Source organism: Sphingobium sp. UBA5915, assembly GCF_002431195.1.
In the GTDB taxonomy this organism is placed as follows: Bacteria; Pseudomonadota; Alphaproteobacteria; order Sphingomonadales; family Sphingomonadaceae; genus Sphingobium; species Sphingobium soli.
The window spans coordinates 513-17,323 of the sequence record NZ_DJDV01000092.1; the positions used below are offsets into that span (position 1 = coordinate 513).

Consider the following 16,811-nt stretch of genomic DNA (forward strand, 5'->3'; position numbering starts at 1 on the left):
CGACCGGCTGCTAATCCGGGGCCTGGACCAGGCGGACGGGCAGGCGGGGCAGGGGCAATGGATCCGCGTCGCCCCCGGCAGCAAAGCCGCGGGTTGAACCGACTGGCACGAAAATTGCGTATTCGACTGGCAGAAACTTTAGTCCTGACAGGAGACTGCCGTGCTTCGCCTTTCGTTCCTCCTCTCCGCCATCGCCGCGCTCGCCACCGTGCAGCCCGCGCTGGCGCAGCAGACGTTCGAAAATCTCGATCGCATCGACAGCCTCGTCGCGATGACCGTCGGCGCCGATATGGGTGAGCCGGGCGGTCCGGCCGCACCTGTCGATCGCCGGCTGCGCCTGGCGTCCTGTCCCAGCACCCCCACGGTCGAAGGCCCGGTGTTCGGCGCTGCGATGGTCAAGTGCGAGGCACTGGGCTGGCGCATCCGCGTGCCGCTGGTCAAGGGTGTCGCCGCCGCCAGCTATGGCCCCGTGCCCGGTTCCAATCCACGCGCTGCGCCGTCGAACGGCTTTACCCGCGCCGCTATCGCCGCCGCGCCCAGGGAAGATGTGGTGCGCAAGGGCGATCCGGTGCAGCTGATGGCCGGCAATGCCAGTTTCAGCGTGTCGCGCATGATGATCGCGGACGAAGGCGGAGCGGTCGGCGATACGATCCGCGTGCGCGAAGACCGCAAAAGTCCGCCGGTTTTCGCCCAGATCGTCGAAATGGGCATGGTGCGCATTCCAGGATTTAATGATTTTTGAACTTGTCCGTTATAAGGGTCAAAGGACGAGTGAAGGATTAAGATCATGATCAACTCTGTTGGACAGAGCATCGGCAATGCGATCGGCGCGACCAGCCTGCGGGAAAGCGGCAAGACGCGCGCTGCCGCGCCAACCGGTTCCGTGCCGGCGTCGGCAGCGGCGGACGTTGCCAGCCCCGCTGCCCGCATGGCGGCCGAAGGCGCGCCGGTGGACATGGACAAGATTGCCGCGATCAAGAGCGCGATCGCGTCGGGCAATTATCCGGTGAACGCGGATGCGATCGCCGAACGCATGCTCGAACTCGATTTGCCCCAGAAATAAGGATCTGCCGCCATGCCGCTCGGCCTTGCCGCCCTCGATGATCTGTTCGCAGCATTTGACGGCCTGCGCGACGCGCTGACCGGCAGTGACGTGTCGGCGATCGAGCAGGCGAGCGACCGGGTCAGCCGCGCCGCCGCCGGGGTGCGCGCCATCGGCGCCTGGCGGTCCGACCCGGCGGTAGTGGAGCGGATCAGCGCGATGCTGCCGCTGATCGAAAGCGCGCGGGTGCGCGTCAATCTGCTGGCCGATCATGCGAGCCAGCGCCTGTCCATCCTGGCGTCGCACGGCGCGCGCGCCGCGCCACTGACCTACGGCCGCTGAAAAATTTTCTGCGTTAAACCTAAAGCGGCGCCTTCGGGCGCCGTTTTTCGTTGCGGGGCGGACAAATTCCTGCCTGCGCGTTAACCAAATCTTGGCACAAGCCTTGCTCTAATGTCCTCGCTAGCAATTGGGGATTTAGAGCATCGTGTCGGCATTCGCAGACATTTCGGCAACTTCCGGATCGACCGGCAATCGCGTGACCAACGCGATCGCCATGGCGAGCCGGCGCACGGGTGTCGATTTCAGCTATCTGCTGGGGCAGGCGAAGATCGAATCGAGCCTCAATCCGACGGCGCGCGCCACCACCTCCTCCGCCACCGGCCTTTATCAGTTCATCGACCAGAGCTGGCTTGCCGTCATCGACAAGCATGGCAGCGAATATGGGCTGGGCTGGGCGTCGGACGCGATCAGCCAGGGCAGCAACGGCCGCTATCATGTGTCCGACCCGCGATTGCGCCAGCAGATTCTCGATCTGCGCAAGCATCCCGAAACCGCCTCGGTGATGGCCGCGCAGCATGCCGCCGACAATAAGGCCTATCTGGAATCGAAGTTGGGCCGGGAGGCTGAGCCGGTCGATCTCTATCTCGCGCATTTCCTGGGGGTGGGCGGGGCGACCAAATTCCTGTCGGTCCATGACCGCGCGCCCGAGGCGAGCGCCGCCTCGCTCTTCCCGTCCGCCGCGCGCGCTAACCGCTCGATCTTTTACGACCGGTCCGGCAATGCGCGCAGCTTTTCGGAAATTCGCGACCGTTTCGCCGCCAAGTTGCAGAAAAGCTCCGACAGCCTGGGCGGCCCGGTCCAATATGCCGACGCCTCCAGCGCCGCCGCCAGCCTGCCGAGTGGCGCACGGACCGTCCAGCCCGCCGATTATGTGCGGATCGAAACCCAGCGCCTCAGCCAGCAGCCCGACGTCACCGTCCGGCCGCAGCCGCAGACGGCGCGTCTTGCCTATCTCATGCTTGCCACCCTCGGAAGGTAACGGCCGACCATGTCCCCTGCCCAAGTCAAAGCGAAGATCTGGATGAGCGCCGTCAAGGGCGCGGTGCTGCCCTTCGCGACCCTGATGGTGGTCCTGTTCATGATGGTGCCGGTCCCGGCGGTCATGCTGGACATCGGCTTCATCACCAACATCATGATCTCGCTCGCTGTGCTGATGGTGGCGCTGAACGCCGCCAAGCCGCTCGATTTCTCGAGCTTCCCGACGGTCCTTCTGTTTGCGACTTTGCTGCGCCTGGCGCTCAACGTCGCCTCGACCCGCGTGGTGCTGGTGTCGGGGCATGAAGGCGCGGACGCGGCGGGGCAGGTAATCGAGGCGTTCGGCCACTTCCTGATCGGCGGCGATTATGTGGTGGGCATCTTCGTCTTCGCCATCCTGATGATCATCAACCTGGTCGTCATCACCAAGGGCGCGGGCCGCGTGTCCGAAGTGTCGGCGCGCTTCACCCTGGACGCCCTGCCGGGCAAGCAGATGGCGATCGACGCCGATTTGAATGCGGGCCTGCTGACCCCGGAAGAGGCCAAGATCCGCCGCGCCGAAGTCGCGACCGAGGCGGATTTCTACGGGTCGATGGACGGCGCCAGCAAGTTTGTGAAGGGTGACGCGGTTGCGGGCATCCTGATCCTGGTCATCAACATCATCGGCGGCATCATATTGGGTGTGGTCAGCCATGGCCTGGCCATTGGCGAGGCTGCGCAGACCTACATCATCCTGGCGATCGGCGACGCGCTGGTGGCGCAGATTCCCGCGCTGCTGCTCTCGATCGCGGCGGCATCCATCGTCACCCGCGTCAAGAGCGAGCAGGATCTGTCGGGTCAGGTCGCCAGCCAGTTCGGGTCGGGTCGGGCCTGGGTGCCGGTCGCTGCGATCCTGGGCTTCCTGGGCATCCTGCCGGGCATGCCGCACATGATCATCCTGCCGGCCGCTGCCGTTGCCGGCGGTATCGCGTGGCAGCTGCGCAAGGCGAGCCAGAAAAAGGCCGCCGAACCCGCGCCGCCACCGCCCGCGCCCAACCCCGCGCTTATCGAATGGGACGACGTGTCGGACGGCGCGATCCTGGGGCTGGAGATTGGCTATGGCCTGATTTCGCTGGTGGACGAGCGCAAGGGCGCGCCGCTCATGGCCCGCATTACCGGCATCCGTCGCCAGCTGTCCAAGGAACTGGGCTTCGTCGTGCCGATGGTCCGCGTGAAGGACAATCTGGCGCTGGAGCCGAACCAGTATCGCATCACCATCGCCGGCGTCGTCGTTGGCGAGGACGAAATCTGGCCCGATGACCTGCTGGCGCTCGACAGCGGCGCGCTGGAAGGCACCGTCACCGGCCGACCGGCCAAGGACCCGACCTTTGGCCTCGACGCGGTTTGGATTTCGCAGGCCAAGCGCAGCGAGGCGGTGGTCGCGGGCTATACTGTGGTCGATCCGCCGACGGTGGTCGCGACGCATCTCAACCAGTTGATCGCGATGAACGCGGCCGAAATGTTCGGCCTGGACGAAGCGCGCAAGCTGCTCGACAATCTCAAGGATGTCGCGCCGCAACTGGTCGATGGGCTGACGCCGGGCCTGCTGAACCTCACGCAGATCAGCGCGCTGTGCCGCGCACTGCTGAGCGAAGGCATCGCGCTCAAGGATTTCCGCCGCATCTGCGAGGCGATGGTCGATGGCGGTCGCCCCGACATGAGCCACGAGCAGCTGGTCGAATCGGTGCGCCAGCGCATCGGCGCGCTCATCATCCAAGGGCTGGTGCCGGTGAAGATGCCGCTGCCGGTCATTACGCTGGACGGCGAGCTGGAAGCGATGCTGGCGCAGGCGATGCGCGTCGCAGGCGATGCCCGCCATCCGATCGAGCCGAGCCTTGCCAACCGCATCGTGGAGCAGGTGGTGAACGCCGCCCGCCCGATGCTGGGCCAGGCGCGCACTTTCGCCATCGTCACATCACCTGTTGCGCGGCGCGCGCTCGCGCGCCTGTTCAAGCCGCATTTGCCCGAAACGCCGGTCCTGTCCTTCCTGGAAATTCCCGACGGTAAGGGTGTGGAAGTGGTTGCGGTGGTAGGCAATGAGTCGCGGCCAACGCCCCGTCATGATCCGCTGCCCCGGCCGGATCAGATGCGCGAACGCGTGGCTTGAGGAAACTGGGACTAGGTCATGTATATGAACAAGATCGCGGTTGGCGCCCATACCTACGGCAAGCCGGGCGAGCATAGCCCCGAGCGGCTGGCCCGCCAATATATGCCGCTGGTGCGCAAGATCGCCTGGCATGTCCATGGGCGGGTTTCGACCGCCATCGAGGTCGAGGATCTGCTTCAGATCGGCATGGTCGCGCTGGTCGAGGCCGCCAACAGTTTCGAGGATCGCGGGCTTGGCTTTGCCGCCTATGCGCAACTGCGCGTGCGCGGCGCGATGATCGACCATCTGCGGCGGCAGGCAACGCTTTGCCGGTCGGCAATGGCGAGGCGGAAAGAAATTGCCGGGGTCCGCAATCGGCTGGAGCAGCAGCTGGGCCGGTTGCCGACCGAGGCGGAAATGTCGAGCGAGATGGGGCTGGAGCCGGCCGCCTATCGCGAGGCCGCCGACAGCGTCGAAATGGTCCAGCATACCAGCATGGACGAAGTCTATTCCGACCAGTCCATGTGGTTCGCCGATGTCGAGGACCGCGCCGACCAGGTGCTGGAGCGCGAATCGCTGAAAAAGGCGCTGGCCGCCTGCATCAGCGAACTGCCCCAGCGCGAGGCGATGGTGCTGCAACTCTATTTCGTCGAGGAAATGAACCTGGAGGAAATCGGCCAGACGCTGGACATCGGCGCGGCGCGCGTGTGCCAGATCAAGAAGGCCGCGCTCGACAAGCTGCGCGAGAAACTGCGCGATTGGGACGAGTGACGGGCGCAGCGTAGCCCGCTATCAGTCGGGGCGCGTTTTTGACTATTCGTCGTTGGCCGCGATCGCGCGGCGCTTTTCGCCATTGGGCCAGCGGAAACGCAGAGGGCGATAGCTTTGCGTTCGCCACCATGGGTCGGCGACCTGGAACAGACCGCTTCTTTCCGCCCGTGCGCCCAAATCCTTGCGCGCGGTAATCGCCGCAAGCAAGGGCGCTGCAAACAGGCCCGCGACCACTGGCAGGGTCCAGCCGACCGCGCCCGCCTCCACCGCCAGCCAGGTCAGGCCGACGCCCAGCAAGATATGCCATTTGAACAGCCAGATCGCACTGCTGATCGCCATGCCGTCGCGGTCGCGGGTCTGGCCGTTCCAGCTGGCCTTGCGACCCATCAATATGGTGACAAGGTTGATCGTCTGGGTCAGCATCGCGACCGGCGCCATCAGGATGGACAGGATGATGTCGACTAGGACGCCGCGCGTCATGCGCACTGCGCCGCCAAAGCCGATGCGCCGCGCCGGGTCCGCCATCGCCCAGAATATCGCGAGGATTTTCGGGCCGAACAACAGCAGCGCCGTAACGCCCAGCAGGGCGCCCGATGGCAGCACCTCTGCCGGCGGCCAGATGCCGCTGGCCGCGCCGCCCAGCACCACCAGCATCAGCGCCAGCCACATGGGGGATGTGCAATAGGCGGTCGCCCCGACCAGCAGCTGGAACCGGCTTAGAGGGTGCAGGCCCGCAATGCGGATCAGCAGCGGCACATGCTGGATATTGCCCTGGCACCAGCGGCGGTCGCGGGTGAACAGGTCGGGCATGGACGGCGGAAATTCTTCGAAACTGTCGTCCGCCGTCACCATATGCACGTCCCAGCCGCGCCGGCGCAACAGCGCGGCTTCCAGCATGTCGTGGCTTAATATATGGCCGCCAAAGGGTGCGCGACCGGGCAGTTCGGGCAGGCCGCAGCTTTCGGCGAAGGCGCGCACGCGCACGATGGCGTTATGGCCCCAGAACATGCCTTCGCTGCCCGCCCACCAGATCATGCCAGCGGCGGAAATCGGGCCGAACAGGCGGCTGGCAAATTGCTGCCAGCGCGCGAACAGCGTTGCCGCGCCCATGACTGTGGGCACGGTCTGGATAAGGCCGACATGCGGGTGCCGCTCCATATCGGCGGCCAGCCGCGCCATGGTCTGCCCGCTCATGATGCTGTCGGCGTCCAGCACGATCATGTGATCATAGCCGCCACCAAAACGCGTTACCCATTCGGCGATATTGCCAGGCTTGCGCCCGATATTGAGCGCGCGGCGGCGATAATGGACCGGGCGCGAAAAAGAGTCGCGCATTTCCAGATAGGCGCGCTTTTCGGTTTCGCCGCTTTCCACGTTTGAATCGGACAGGATGAAGAATTCGAACCGCTCCCGGCCCATCACCTGCGCCAGGCTGCGCTCCATGATCGACAGGCGGCCAAGCACGCCCAGAAAATCCTCATTGCACACCGGCAGCAGGATCGCGGTCTTGCCGCGCAGCGGTTCGGACGCGCGCAGGGGGCGGGGGGTGACGCTGCGCCCCTTGCCCACGGTCAGCAGCAGGAACCCGATGGCGGCGGTCGCAAAGCCGAAGGCGATCCAGGCGAAAAGGGAGATGAAGAGGGCGAGATAGACACCCTCCAACGCGCTGATGCCGTCCAGCCCGATGGACCGGCGCATTTCATGGGCGGCCAGCGCGGCAGGGATCAGCGTCAGCGCGATCACCAGCAGGCGGCGCGCCCACAGGTCGATATTGAAGCGGCGCCGCGCGATCAGCGGCGGCGTCGTGTCGAAATCCTGCTCCGGCATGGCGAGCGGACTTTGCGCGGGCACCTGTTCAAAGGCGCGGGGCAGGGGCTTGTCCCCGGCCGGCGGGTCGGTCGTCGGCACGACGTGCTCGTCCATGATTTCGGCCCCGTTCCCTGTTGACCCAAAGCGTCAGAACCGATCGGGTCCGTAACGGTTCCGCTCAGGGTCCGACAGGATAGTGCACATATTCGCTGATTGCACGATCGCCCAGCCGCAACTGCGCCCGAATATCGGTCAGCCCGGCCCCTTCGCGCTTGAGGTCGAGCACCATGCGATACAGGCCAGGCTGGCCGAGCACGGGATAGCCCGCTGTCTTGATCATCGTGCCCGCGCCGATGTCGGTCCAGATTTCGGGCTTTGCGCCATCGGTGACGCCGGCAAAATCGATGACCAGCCGGTCGCTGCCTTCTTCGTCGCCGCGCCCGCGCCAGACATTCTGGACGATCGCGACCTCGTTCCCCAGCGCTTCCGACGCGGGTGCGCGCGCTGCGCTCCAGTCCACGCGATAGCTGGCGTCGATCCGCTGGCCCGGTGTCGCAGGCGCCGACGGCGCCCAGTAGGCGACGACATTGTCGGTATATTCGCTGTCGGTCGGAAAGCTGTAGAGTCGCACTTCGCCCGCGCCCAGCGGAGCGGACGGGGCGGCCCACAGCGTCGGGCGGCGATCATAATAGACCCCGTCATCCTGATAATGGTCGAAATCGCGGTCGCGCTGGACCAGGCCGAAGCCCTTGGGATCGCGCTCGGCAAAGGCGCTTACCAGTGGGTTGGGCGGGTTGATGATCGGACGGGCATGGGCGGTGCCGTCGGCGCTGGCGATCGACAATATGTCGCTGTCGTGGATTTCGGGCCGCCAGTCGGTGCCCTTGCCCCGGTTCGCCTGATCATACCAGAACATGCTGGTCATCGCCATCAGCCCCAGTTCCTCGATCGGCCGGCGCGGGAAAAGGACGGCGGTTACATCCTGCGTGACGCCATCGGCCCCCAATCGGCTGACGAATCGGTAGGCCCCGGTAATCGACGCGCCGTCGAGCAAGGCATAGATTGTGACGCTGCTCTTGCCCGTTCGCTCCAGCCAGAAATGGGTGAAGCGGGGAAATTCCTCTTTGCCCAGGCTCGTGTTGATCGCGATGGCGCGGGCGGACAGGCCGAACTGCTTTTGCGGGCTGGGCGCGCGGAAATAGCTCGCGCCTAGGAAGGACAGCCAGTCGCCGTCGCGTGCCGCGTTCATGATGCGAAAACCGGCAAAGCCCGCATTGGGGCCAAGCGCCTTTACCGCATTGCCGGCCGGCGCGTCGAACATGTCGGCATCATAGCGCAGCGGCGTCGCCCGGCCATTTTCGACCGTAGCGATGCTGACCGGCTGGGTCGAATATTGCGACAGCGGGAAGAAGCGGATGCCAGTGTCACCGGGCAGGTCGCCCCACAAGGTGCGGTCGTCGCGAAAGCGCGCTTCATGCTGGGCGATATAGTCGACCTTGGCCGCACCCGGATGGGCGGGGGTTTCCTTGAAGGGGGTGCGGGTCAACTGCTGCGCCTGCGCCACCAGCCGGTCCCAGGAAAAGGGCGTGGGGCGGTTGCCGGTCAGGCCTTGCGCGTGAAGCGTCGAGGGCAGGAGGAGGGCAGCGCCCGAGGCCGCGATCATCGCGCGCCGGTCGATCTGGGTCATGGTCTGGCTCATCGAGCGGCAAAACGATCAAGCCAGGACTTGTATCCATCCCGAAACGAAGAAGCCTCCGCCCGGGGGGACGGAGGCTTCAAATAGGTAGGTCGTTCGATCGAAGGTGTCGCCGCCGGCGCGGTGGGGACTGTTGATGCGCCGGAAGCTCCATTGGACGGCTGGCGGTGACCAAGGCCTCAGCCGTCCAATATCGTCAGTCTTAGCCGATCAGCTTGAGCACGCCCTGCTGGCTCTGGTTTGCCTGGGCCAGCATCGCGGTCGACGCCTGGCTCAGGATCTGCTGCTTGGCGAGCGCGGTTGTTTCGGCCGAGAAGTCGGCGTCTTCGATGCGGCTCTTGGCGTCGGTCAGGCTGGTGATGTTGTTGGTCAGGTTGTTCACCGTCGATTCGAGGCGGTTCTGCACCGCACCCAGGTTCGCACGGGTCGTCGCGATCGCCTTGAGCGCATCGTCGAAGGTGGCGAGGTCAGCGGTCGTCGCCGTGGTGGCGTCGACGGCGAGCGCTGCGGTCACGTCGGCGTTGCCAGCGACGTCGTCCAGGTCGATGTCGACCGTGTCGGCGGCGTTCGCGCCGGCCTGGATGCTGACCGTGGCGGTCGAACCGTCGAACAGCTTGGTGCCGTTGAATTCGGTGTTCGCCAGCGTGTCGGTGATCTGGGTGGCGAGCTGCGAGATTTCCGCCTGGATGTTGCTCTTGGCGTCGGCGTCGTTGGTGCCGTTCAGCGCCTGAACCGTCAGTTCACGCATACGCTGCAGCATGTTGCTGACTTCGCCCAGGCCGCCTTCGGCCGTCTGCGCCAGGCTGATGCCGTCATTGGCGTTGCGGACGCCCTGGGTCATGCCCTTGATCTGTGCGGTCATCGACGAAGCGATGGCGAGGCCGGCGGCGTCGTCCTTGGCGCTGTTGATGCGCTTGCCGGTCGACAGGCGCTCCATGGCGGTGCTCAGCGACTTGCTGGCCATCGAGGAAGCGTTGGCCGAGCGCAGCGCTGCGGTGTTGGTTCCGATAACAGTCATGATATTCCCTTTCCGTGTGTCGATCAGGTCGCTGCCATCAGGCTGCTTGCGGCCTCGAAAGGGGATAACGGCGGGGCGGCTGAGGCTTTTAGGGCTATATGCGATTTTTCTGGAATCGGCCGGTTTTCAGGGCTTTTTACGCGCGCGCGATAATCTAGAGCCTGCAAGCGGCGGCAGCGGCGGAAATTATTTGCCGGCAAGCGGCAACAAACTTGCCGTGTTAACCATCTGATAACCACGGAACGGGTAAAAGTTAACCATCGAAGGGACTGGGGCGTGCGGGGGCACAAGCCAGACAAATAGGTGGGAAAAGTTCATGTCATCGTTTGACGTGAGCCGTGGGGTCTGCGCGCTCGTTCCCGGGCTGCAGCACTGGCTCGAAAATGCTTTCTACAGCGTCCGTATCGTCGATGCGCAAAGCCCGCGTGAAAAGGACAGCCGCCGCGTGCTGCTGGCGACCGAGATCGGTCACGCAACGCATCGCGACATCCTGATCAGCCTGATCGACGGCGCGCCATCGCTGGTAGCTGCCGCCAATGGCTTGCCGGCCCGTGTCGCCTTCGGCCTTGAGGACATGGGCTTTGCCTTTGCCCTGATCGCCGAACTCGCCAGGCCCGTATCGGTTCCCGCGGTCGGCGATGCCGCCAGCGCGCATCTCATGTCGCTTGCCGCCCGAGTCGCGCGCAGCGACGCCACTGTCCTCATCCAGGGCGACACCGGCACCGGCAAGGAAGGCATGGCGCGCTTCCTTCACGCGCGGTCCGGCCGCACCGCGCATGACTTCATCGCCGTCAACTGCGCGGCGCTGCCCGAAACCATGATGGAAGCGATGCTGTTCGGGCACAAGAAGGGCAGCTTCACCGGCGCGGCCCAATCGTCCGAAGGCCTGTTCCTGGCGGCCGATGGCGGCACGCTGTTCCTCGATGAAATCGCCGAGCTGCCGCTGGCGCTTCAGGCCAAGCTGCTGCGCGCCTTGCAGGAAGGCGAAGTGCTCCCCGTGGGCGCGACGCATCCGGTGCCGGTCAATGTCCGCATCATCGCCGCGTGCAACCGCAACCTCGCCGCCGAAGTCGCCGCCGGGCGCTTCCGCGAAGATCTTTACTGGCGCCTGAACGTCATGGCGCTGGAACTGCGCCCGCTGGCCGAACGCCGGGGCGACATCGCCGCGATCGCCGCCGCCATGCTGTTGCGCCAACAGGACGGCGCAAAGGCTGGCTTCGTCTGGCCGACCGCCGCCGCGCTCGACAAACTGGCCGCCCATGGCTGGCCCGGCAATGCCCGTGAACTGGGCAATGTGCTCCAGCGCGCGCTGGTGCTGCGCGAGGGCGACCGGATCGACGCCGACGACCTGCACATGGCCGGCGCGCCGCAGCCGCTGCGCGTCGTTGCCGGCACTGCCGCGCCGATGAGCGCCGCCGAACCGATCCTGCTGCGCGACCTGACCCGCCATTCCAAGCTGGAAGCGGTGCGGCTGGCGCTGCGCGAAACCGACGGCCACCGTGCCGCCGCCGCGCGCAAGCTGGGCATTTCGGAACGCACCCTGCGCTATCGGCTCGCCGAGATGCGTGACCTTGCCGCCGCCTGACAGGAGCGCGTGACATGAACGGCATTTCCCCCACGGACAGCGTGATGGCGATCCGCAACGCCATCCTGCAAAAGAACGCCGCGCTGCGCGATATCGCCCAGACCGGCCCCGCCGCTGGTGCAGGCGCGACGGGCGGTGTGCAGGACAGCAAGCCCGGCGCCTTTACCGAGGCGCTGAGCAGCGCGCTGCAACAGGTCAATGGCTTGCAAACGCAGGCCGGTGAGGCCGCCGCCTCGTTCGAGCGTGGCGAAACCACCGACATCGCCGGCGTCATGCTGGCCAAGCAACAGGCGTCGGTCAGCTTCGAAGCGACCCTGCAAGTCCGCAACAAACTCCTGTCCGCCTACAAGGACATCATGAGCATGCCGGTATAATCGATGAGCGAGAACGCACTTTCCACCGCCGTCGGCGCCGCAGCGCCCGCTCTGCCCGCAGGGGCGACCACCGGCTTTGGCGGCAATGGCGCCAAGGGTATGGACGCGATCAAGGCGCGCGTCACCGGCTTCATGAAACAGCCCGCCGTGGCGAAAAGCCTGCCGCTGCTGGGCCTCATTGGCACCGTCGCGGTCGCCGGCGCGGCCTGGCTCGCGCTGCGCGAGCCGCCGCAGCGCGACCTGTTCCGGGGCCTGCCCGATTCCGACAAGTCGGCCGTTGCGCAGGTGCTGGACCAGAATGGCGTGCGCTACGACTTCGACAATTCGGGCGCGATGACGGTCGCGGAAGATGATTATTTCAAGGCGAAGATGATGCTCGCCGCCCAGGGCCTGCCCAAGAGTGCGCCCGACGGCAACAGCATGATCGACAGCCTGCCGATGGGCGCCAGCCGCGCGGTCGAGGGCGAAAAGCTGCGCTCGGCCCGCGAAATGGACCTCGCTCGCACGATCGAGGCGATCGACAGCGTCGAAACCGCCAAGGTTCATCTGGCCGTCGAACCACCCAGCGTGTTCCTGCGCGAACGCACCAAGCCGTCGGCATCAGTGATGCTGCGCCTGGCGCAGGGCCGGCAACTGACCCAGCAGCAGGTGAGCGCGATCGTCCATCTGGTCGCGTCCTCCATCCCTGAACTCAGCCCGGACGACATCTCGCTGGTCGACCAGAATGGCCGGTTGCTGACCGACAATGACGGCAACGCGGGCGATGACCGCCAGCTTGCGATGCAGGGCAAGATCGAGGATCGCTATCGCCAGTCGGTGATCGCGCTGCTGACGCCGATTTTGGGCGACGGCAATTTTTCAACCGAAGTCCATGCCGAACTGAATTTCGCCGAACGCCAGGCGACCCGCGAAACCTATCCGCAGGACGAAGCGCGGCTGCGCAGCGAAGCGGGCAGCTGGGCGTCCGACCCGCGCGGGCAGGGCAAGGGCGAGGCGAGCGGCATCCCCGGCGCGCTCAGCAACCAGGCGCCCGTCGACCCCACGGTCACGCAGACCAACCCCAATGGCCAGGCGGTGACGCAGGGCCAGACGGCGCAGGCGCAGGGTCCCGGCACGCCCGCCGATCCGCTGATGAAGACCGAGGAAACCTTCAACCGCAATTTCGAACTGGGCCGCGAAGTGTCCGTCGTCCGCGACGCCACCGGCACGGTCAAGCGGCTGTCGGTCGCGGTCGCGCTGGACAATGGCCCGGACGGCAAGCCCCGTTCGCCGCAGGAAATCGCCGCGCTGGAAGCATTGGTGAAGGGCGCGGTCGGTTTCGACCAGACCCGTGGCGACGTGGTCGCGCTCTCCTCGCGCAGCTTCGTCAAGGAAGCGACCGCCGAGACGCCCTGGTATGAAGCGGACTGGATCGCGCCGCTGGCGCGCAACGTGTCGGCCTTGCTGGTTGCGCTGCTGGTGATCTTCGGCATCGGCCGCCCGCTGCTCAAACGCCGCGCCGCCGCGCAGGAAGCTGCGGCTGCCGAACGCGCCGAACAGAAGCAGGTGATCGGCCAGGCGATCTCGACCGAACTCACCAAGCAGGCGGTCGCCAATCCGGCCGACCCCTCCGCCCCGGTGACGCTCGACATGATTTCGTCCACCTATGACTATGCGCAGCGCGCCGACCTCATTCGCAACTTCGTGAAGCAGGACCCGGATCGCGCCGCCCTGGTGGTGCGCGATCTGCTGAAGGACGCGAAGAAGGAAAAGGAAAATGCCTGAGATCGTCCCCGGCCGTCCCGAGGCGCTCAAGGGCAGCGCCGCCGCCGCCGTCCTGCTGATGCTGTTCAACGAGGATGAAGCCGCGCAGATCCTTTCCCGCCTGGAACCCGACGAAGTGCGCCAGCTTGGCTATGCCATGTATGACGTGCAGGATGTCGACCCGGAGGAAGTGAACGAGGCGCTCGACCATTTCGTCACCAAGGCCAAGAAGCGCACCACCATCGGCTATGGCGCGACCCGCCATATCCGCGGCGCGATGACCAAGGCGCTGGGCGAGGAGCGCGCGGAAACCATCCTGGCGCGCATCACCCCGCCGACCCGCTCCACCAAGCTGGAAATGCTCAAATGGATGGATGCCAAGGAAATCGCGGTGCTCATCGAAATGGAGCATCCCCAGATCATGGCGATCGTGCTGGCGCATCTGGAGGCGCCGGTCGCGGCCGACGTGCTGCAATTGCTGCCGTCCGAATATCAGGAGGAAATCGTCTATCGTATCGCCACGCTCGGCCCCGTGTCGAACGAGGCGCTGGAGGATCTGGAGCAGCTGTTGCTGCGCGGTCCCGCCTCCAAGCAGGGCGCGGCCTCGCAGCGCGGCGGCACGGTTGAGGCGGCCGCGATCATGAACAATGTCCGGAAGGACAATGAACAGCGGATCATGAAGGCCGTCGCCAAGCGCGACAAGATGATCGCCCAGACGATCGAGGAGGAGATGTTCGTCTTCGACAACCTCATCGACATGGACGACAAGAATCTGGGCACGCTGATGCGCACGATCGACAGCACGGTGCTGGTGGTTGCGCTCAAGGGCGCGAACGACATGCTCAAGGGCAAGATTTTCAGCTGCATGTCCGCTCGCGCGGCGCAGGCGATCGCCGACGAGATCGAGGAGCGCGGCCCTATTCGCCTGGCCGAAGTGATCGACGCGCAAAAACTCATCATCGCGACCGCGCGCCGCATGGCGGACGCGGGCACCATCATGCTCGGCGGAAAGGGCAACGACTTTGTCTAGGATCTGGGGCGCAGAGGCGGTTCGGGATGTCGCGCCGGTCACGGTCGCGGGCTTCCGCCCGGCCGAAGGCGGCTTTCGCAGCCTTTACACCGCGCCTGCGGGCCAGCTGACCGCCGCGATGCGCGGCGCGGTGGTCGAGGTAGAGCCGGAAATCGACCTGGTCGAGGAAGCCCGTATGGAGGCTTTCACGCTGGGCTTCGACGAAGGCTGCCGCGTCACCGCCGAGGCCAATTCCGCCGATACCGATGCGCGCGCGCGCCTGGCCGAGGCGCTGGACCTGCTCGCGCCCGCGCCCAGCGGCATGTTGTCGACCATGTTGTCCGCAACCGTCGTGCGCCTCGTCGAACAAATTGTCGGCGAGGTAGAGATCGATCTGGAGCGACTGATCGACCGATGCGACACTGTCGCGGCCTTCATCGAAAGCAATCAGGACAAAAGCGCGCTGCACCTGCATCCCGACGACGTCGCGCTGCTGGAAGGCGAGACGATCGGCGTGCCGATGGTCGCCGACAAGAGCATGCAGCGCGGTTGCGTGCGGCTGGAAACGGCGGACGGCTGGGTCGAGGATGGCCCGGACGTGCGCCTGTCGCGCCTGCGCGCGCTGATGGATGACATGGAAGGCAAATCATGATCCAGGCAGCGCTGCGTCAGGCGGAACATCTGTTCGATCATTTGCAGGTGCAGAACCGCGCCCCGCGCCATGTCGGCCGGTTGGTCAGCCATGATGCGGGCATGCTGGAAGTCACCGGTTTCCGCCGCCCGATCGGGTCGGGCGCGCGGGTGCTGGCGAGCGATGGGTCGGTCTGCCGCGCCGAAGTCGTCGGCTTTCGCGGTGATCGCACCCTGCTGGTGCCGCTCGACGCCGACGCGCCGCTGGAAAACGGCATTCGCGTCGAACCGGACAGCCAGGCGAATATGGTGCAGGTTGGCGACGGACTGATCGGCCGCGTCATCGACGCCATGGGCCAGCCGCTGGACCGCAAGGGGCCGATCATCACGGGCGGCACCTGGCCGCTCAATGGCGTCAAGGGCAATGTCCTCGATCGCGGCCGCGTCACCGAACCCTTTGACCTGGGCGTGCGCGCGGTCAACGCCTTGCTCACCGCCGGGCGCGGCCAGCGCATCGCCATCATCGCCGGGTCTGGCGTCGGCAAGTCGGTGCTGATGGGCCAGATGATCGCCGGCGCGGAAGCCGACATCGTCGTCACGGGCCTGATTGGCGAACGCGGGCGCGAAGTCAGCGACTTCCTGGAAACCAAGCTCAAGAACGCGATGCACAAGTCGATCGTCGTCGCCGTGCCGGCCGATCATCCGCCGGTGCTGCGGCTGCGCGCTGCCGCCCGCGCGACCGCCATCGCCGAATATTTCCGCGCCCGTGGCAAGAAGGTGCTGCTGCTGATCGACAGCCTGACCCGCTGCGCCCATGCCCAGCGCGAAATCGGGCTGGCGCTGGGTGAGCCGCCCGCGATGAAGGGCTATCCGCCCTCGGCGCTCGCGCTCATTCCCCGGCTTGTCGAGCGCGCCGGCGTCGACGCGCGCACCGGCGGGTCGATCACCGCGCTCTACACCGTGCTGGCCGATGGCGATGACACCGACGATCCGATCGTCGATGCCGCCCGCGCCATTGTCGACGGGCATTTCGTGCTGTCGCGCCAATTGTCGGAACAGGCGATCTTCCCCGCCATCGACATCGGCAAGTCCCTGTCGCGCGTCATGGCGGACGTCGTCCCCGACGACCATCGCCAGGCCGCCGCCGGCTATCGCCGCCTGTGGGCCGCCTATGAGGAAAATCGTGACCTCATCCTGATGGGCGCCTATCGCCCCGGCAATGACCCGGTGATCGACGAAGCGGTCAAGCGCCGGCAGGAAATCCTCGACTTCATCCGGCAGGACCAGAAAAGCCGCATCGACCTCGACACCAGCGCCGCCGCGCTCATTGCCGGTTTTGGCGCGTGAAGGGGCTGGTCAATCGCCGCCATCGCGTGCTGCGCGTGCGTGCGGTCCAGCATTCTATGGCGGTCGCCGAAACCGCGCGTGCGCGGGACGAGGCCAATGGCATCGCCCATAATCTGGAGCGGCTGCGCGCCGTGCGCGACGAACTGTTCGACACGCAGGGCATGGCCAATGGCGCGTCCTTCGCTGCGATGCAGGAACTTGCGACGCGCCTGGAGCAGGCCAGCCGCCAGCTCGATGGCGCGCTCTATGACGCGCGCCGCAATGTCGAGGCCAAAGAAGGCATGACTCTTGCAGCGAACCGCGAGAAGGAAATTGCCAGCCGCCTCAAGGACCGCGCCCGCGCGA

17 protein-coding genes are annotated in these 16,811 nt (G+C 65.9%); 14 read left to right on the forward strand and 3 right to left on the reverse strand.

Annotated features, from left to right (window positions below; genetic code table 11):
• Window positions 1-160: 160 nt before the first annotated feature.
• The 6 genes from B2V90_RS16185 (at window position 161) to B2V90_RS16210 (ending at window position 5,255) form a co-directional block, all read left to right on the forward strand.
• Complete coding sequence (locus B2V90_RS16185) at window positions 161-742, forward strand: flagella basal body P-ring formation protein FlgA (RefSeq protein WP_228221764.1); 582 nt, start codon at window positions 161-163, stop codon at window positions 740-742.
• Between the two features lie 45 nt (window positions 743-787).
• Complete coding sequence (gene flgM, locus B2V90_RS16190) at window positions 788-1,063, forward strand: flagellar biosynthesis anti-sigma factor FlgM (RefSeq protein ID WP_009820816.1); 276 nt, start codon at window positions 788-790, stop codon at window positions 1,061-1,063.
• Window positions 1,064-1,075: 12 nt separating this feature from the next.
• Window positions 1,076-1,384, forward strand: coding sequence for a hypothetical protein (locus B2V90_RS16195; protein ID WP_009820817.1), 309 nt, complete (start codon window positions 1,076-1,078; stop codon window positions 1,382-1,384).
• A 145-nt stretch (window positions 1,385-1,529) separates the two neighbouring features.
• Window positions 1,530-2,363: a lytic transglycosylase domain-containing protein gene (locus tag B2V90_RS16200; RefSeq protein WP_228221763.1), complete on the forward strand. Its 834-nt coding sequence runs from the start codon at window positions 1,530-1,532 to the stop codon at window positions 2,361-2,363.
• A 9-nt stretch (window positions 2,364-2,372) separates the two neighbouring features.
• Window positions 2,373-4,505, forward strand: a complete 2,133-nt coding sequence (gene flhA / locus B2V90_RS16205) for a flagellar biosynthesis protein FlhA (RefSeq protein WP_228221762.1) — start codon at window positions 2,373-2,375, stop codon at window positions 4,503-4,505.
• 18 nt (window positions 4,506-4,523) lie between these two features.
• On the forward strand, window positions 4,524-5,255 hold the full coding sequence (locus B2V90_RS16210) for a sigma-70 family RNA polymerase sigma factor (RefSeq protein ID WP_228221761.1): 732 nt from the start codon (window positions 4,524-4,526) through the stop codon (window positions 5,253-5,255).
• A 42-nt stretch (window positions 5,256-5,297) separates the two neighbouring features.
• Here B2V90_RS16210 and mdoH read toward each other — a convergent pair whose 3' ends face one another.
• The 3 genes from mdoH to B2V90_RS16225 form a co-directional block, all read right to left on the reverse strand.
• Window positions 5,298-7,178 (reverse strand): glucans biosynthesis glucosyltransferase MdoH, encoded by a 1,881-nt coding sequence (mdoH, locus tag B2V90_RS16215; RefSeq protein WP_228221760.1) that lies wholly within the window; start codon window positions 7,176-7,178, stop codon window positions 5,298-5,300.
• 64 nt (window positions 7,179-7,242) lie between these two features.
• Complete coding sequence (locus B2V90_RS16220; protein WP_228221869.1) at window positions 7,243-8,751, reverse strand: glucan biosynthesis protein; 1,509 nt, start codon at window positions 8,749-8,751, stop codon at window positions 7,243-7,245.
• A 211-nt stretch (window positions 8,752-8,962) separates the two neighbouring features.
• Complete coding sequence (locus B2V90_RS16225) at window positions 8,963-9,778, reverse strand: flagellin (protein WP_037542052.1); 816 nt, start codon at window positions 9,776-9,778, stop codon at window positions 8,963-8,965.
• On the opposite strand from B2V90_RS16225, the gene B2V90_RS16230 reads away from it, so the two are divergent.
• From B2V90_RS16230 to B2V90_RS16265, 8 genes are all read left to right on the forward strand, one after another.
• Window positions 9,696-10,010 (forward strand): hypothetical protein, encoded by a 315-nt coding sequence (locus B2V90_RS16230; protein WP_228221759.1) that lies wholly within the window; start codon window positions 9,696-9,698, stop codon window positions 10,008-10,010. The genes B2V90_RS16225 and B2V90_RS16230 overlap by 83 nt on opposite strands.
• Before the next feature lie 84 nt (window positions 10,011-10,094).
• Window positions 10,095-11,363 carry a sigma 54-interacting transcriptional regulator gene (locus B2V90_RS16235; RefSeq protein ID WP_228221758.1) on the forward strand — a complete coding sequence of 423 codons (1,269 nt, stop codon included), beginning with the start codon at window positions 10,095-10,097 and terminating at the stop codon, window positions 11,361-11,363.
• A gap of 14 nt (window positions 11,364-11,377) precedes the next feature.
• Window positions 11,378-11,737, forward strand: a complete 360-nt coding sequence (gene fliE, locus B2V90_RS16240) for a flagellar hook-basal body complex protein FliE (RefSeq protein WP_228221757.1) — start codon at window positions 11,378-11,380, stop codon at window positions 11,735-11,737.
• A gap of 3 nt (window positions 11,738-11,740) precedes the next feature.
• Complete coding sequence (fliF, locus tag B2V90_RS16245; protein ID WP_009820827.1) at window positions 11,741-13,501, forward strand: flagellar basal-body MS-ring/collar protein FliF; 1,761 nt, start codon at window positions 11,741-11,743, stop codon at window positions 13,499-13,501.
• The gene (gene fliG, locus B2V90_RS16250; RefSeq protein WP_228221756.1) at window positions 13,494-14,510 is read left to right on the forward strand and encodes a flagellar motor switch protein FliG; all 1,017 of its coding nucleotides are present in this window, start codon (window positions 13,494-13,496) and stop codon (window positions 14,508-14,510) included. The genes fliF and fliG overlap by 8 nt, the downstream gene beginning before the upstream one ends.
• Window positions 14,503-15,141 carry a FliH/SctL family protein gene (locus B2V90_RS16255; protein ID WP_228221755.1) on the forward strand — a complete coding sequence of 213 codons (639 nt, stop codon included), beginning with the start codon at window positions 14,503-14,505 and terminating at the stop codon, window positions 15,139-15,141. Before fliG ends, B2V90_RS16255 begins: the two co-directional genes overlap by 8 nt.
• Window positions 15,138-16,466: a FliI/YscN family ATPase gene (locus B2V90_RS16260; RefSeq protein ID WP_009820830.1), complete on the forward strand. Its 1,329-nt coding sequence runs from the start codon at window positions 15,138-15,140 to the stop codon at window positions 16,464-16,466. The genes B2V90_RS16255 and B2V90_RS16260 overlap by 4 nt, the downstream gene beginning before the upstream one ends.
• On the forward strand, window positions 16,463-16,811 hold a 349-nt coding region (locus B2V90_RS16265), incomplete at its 3' end, for a hypothetical protein (protein WP_293922320.1). The genes B2V90_RS16260 and B2V90_RS16265, both read left to right, overlap by 4 nt.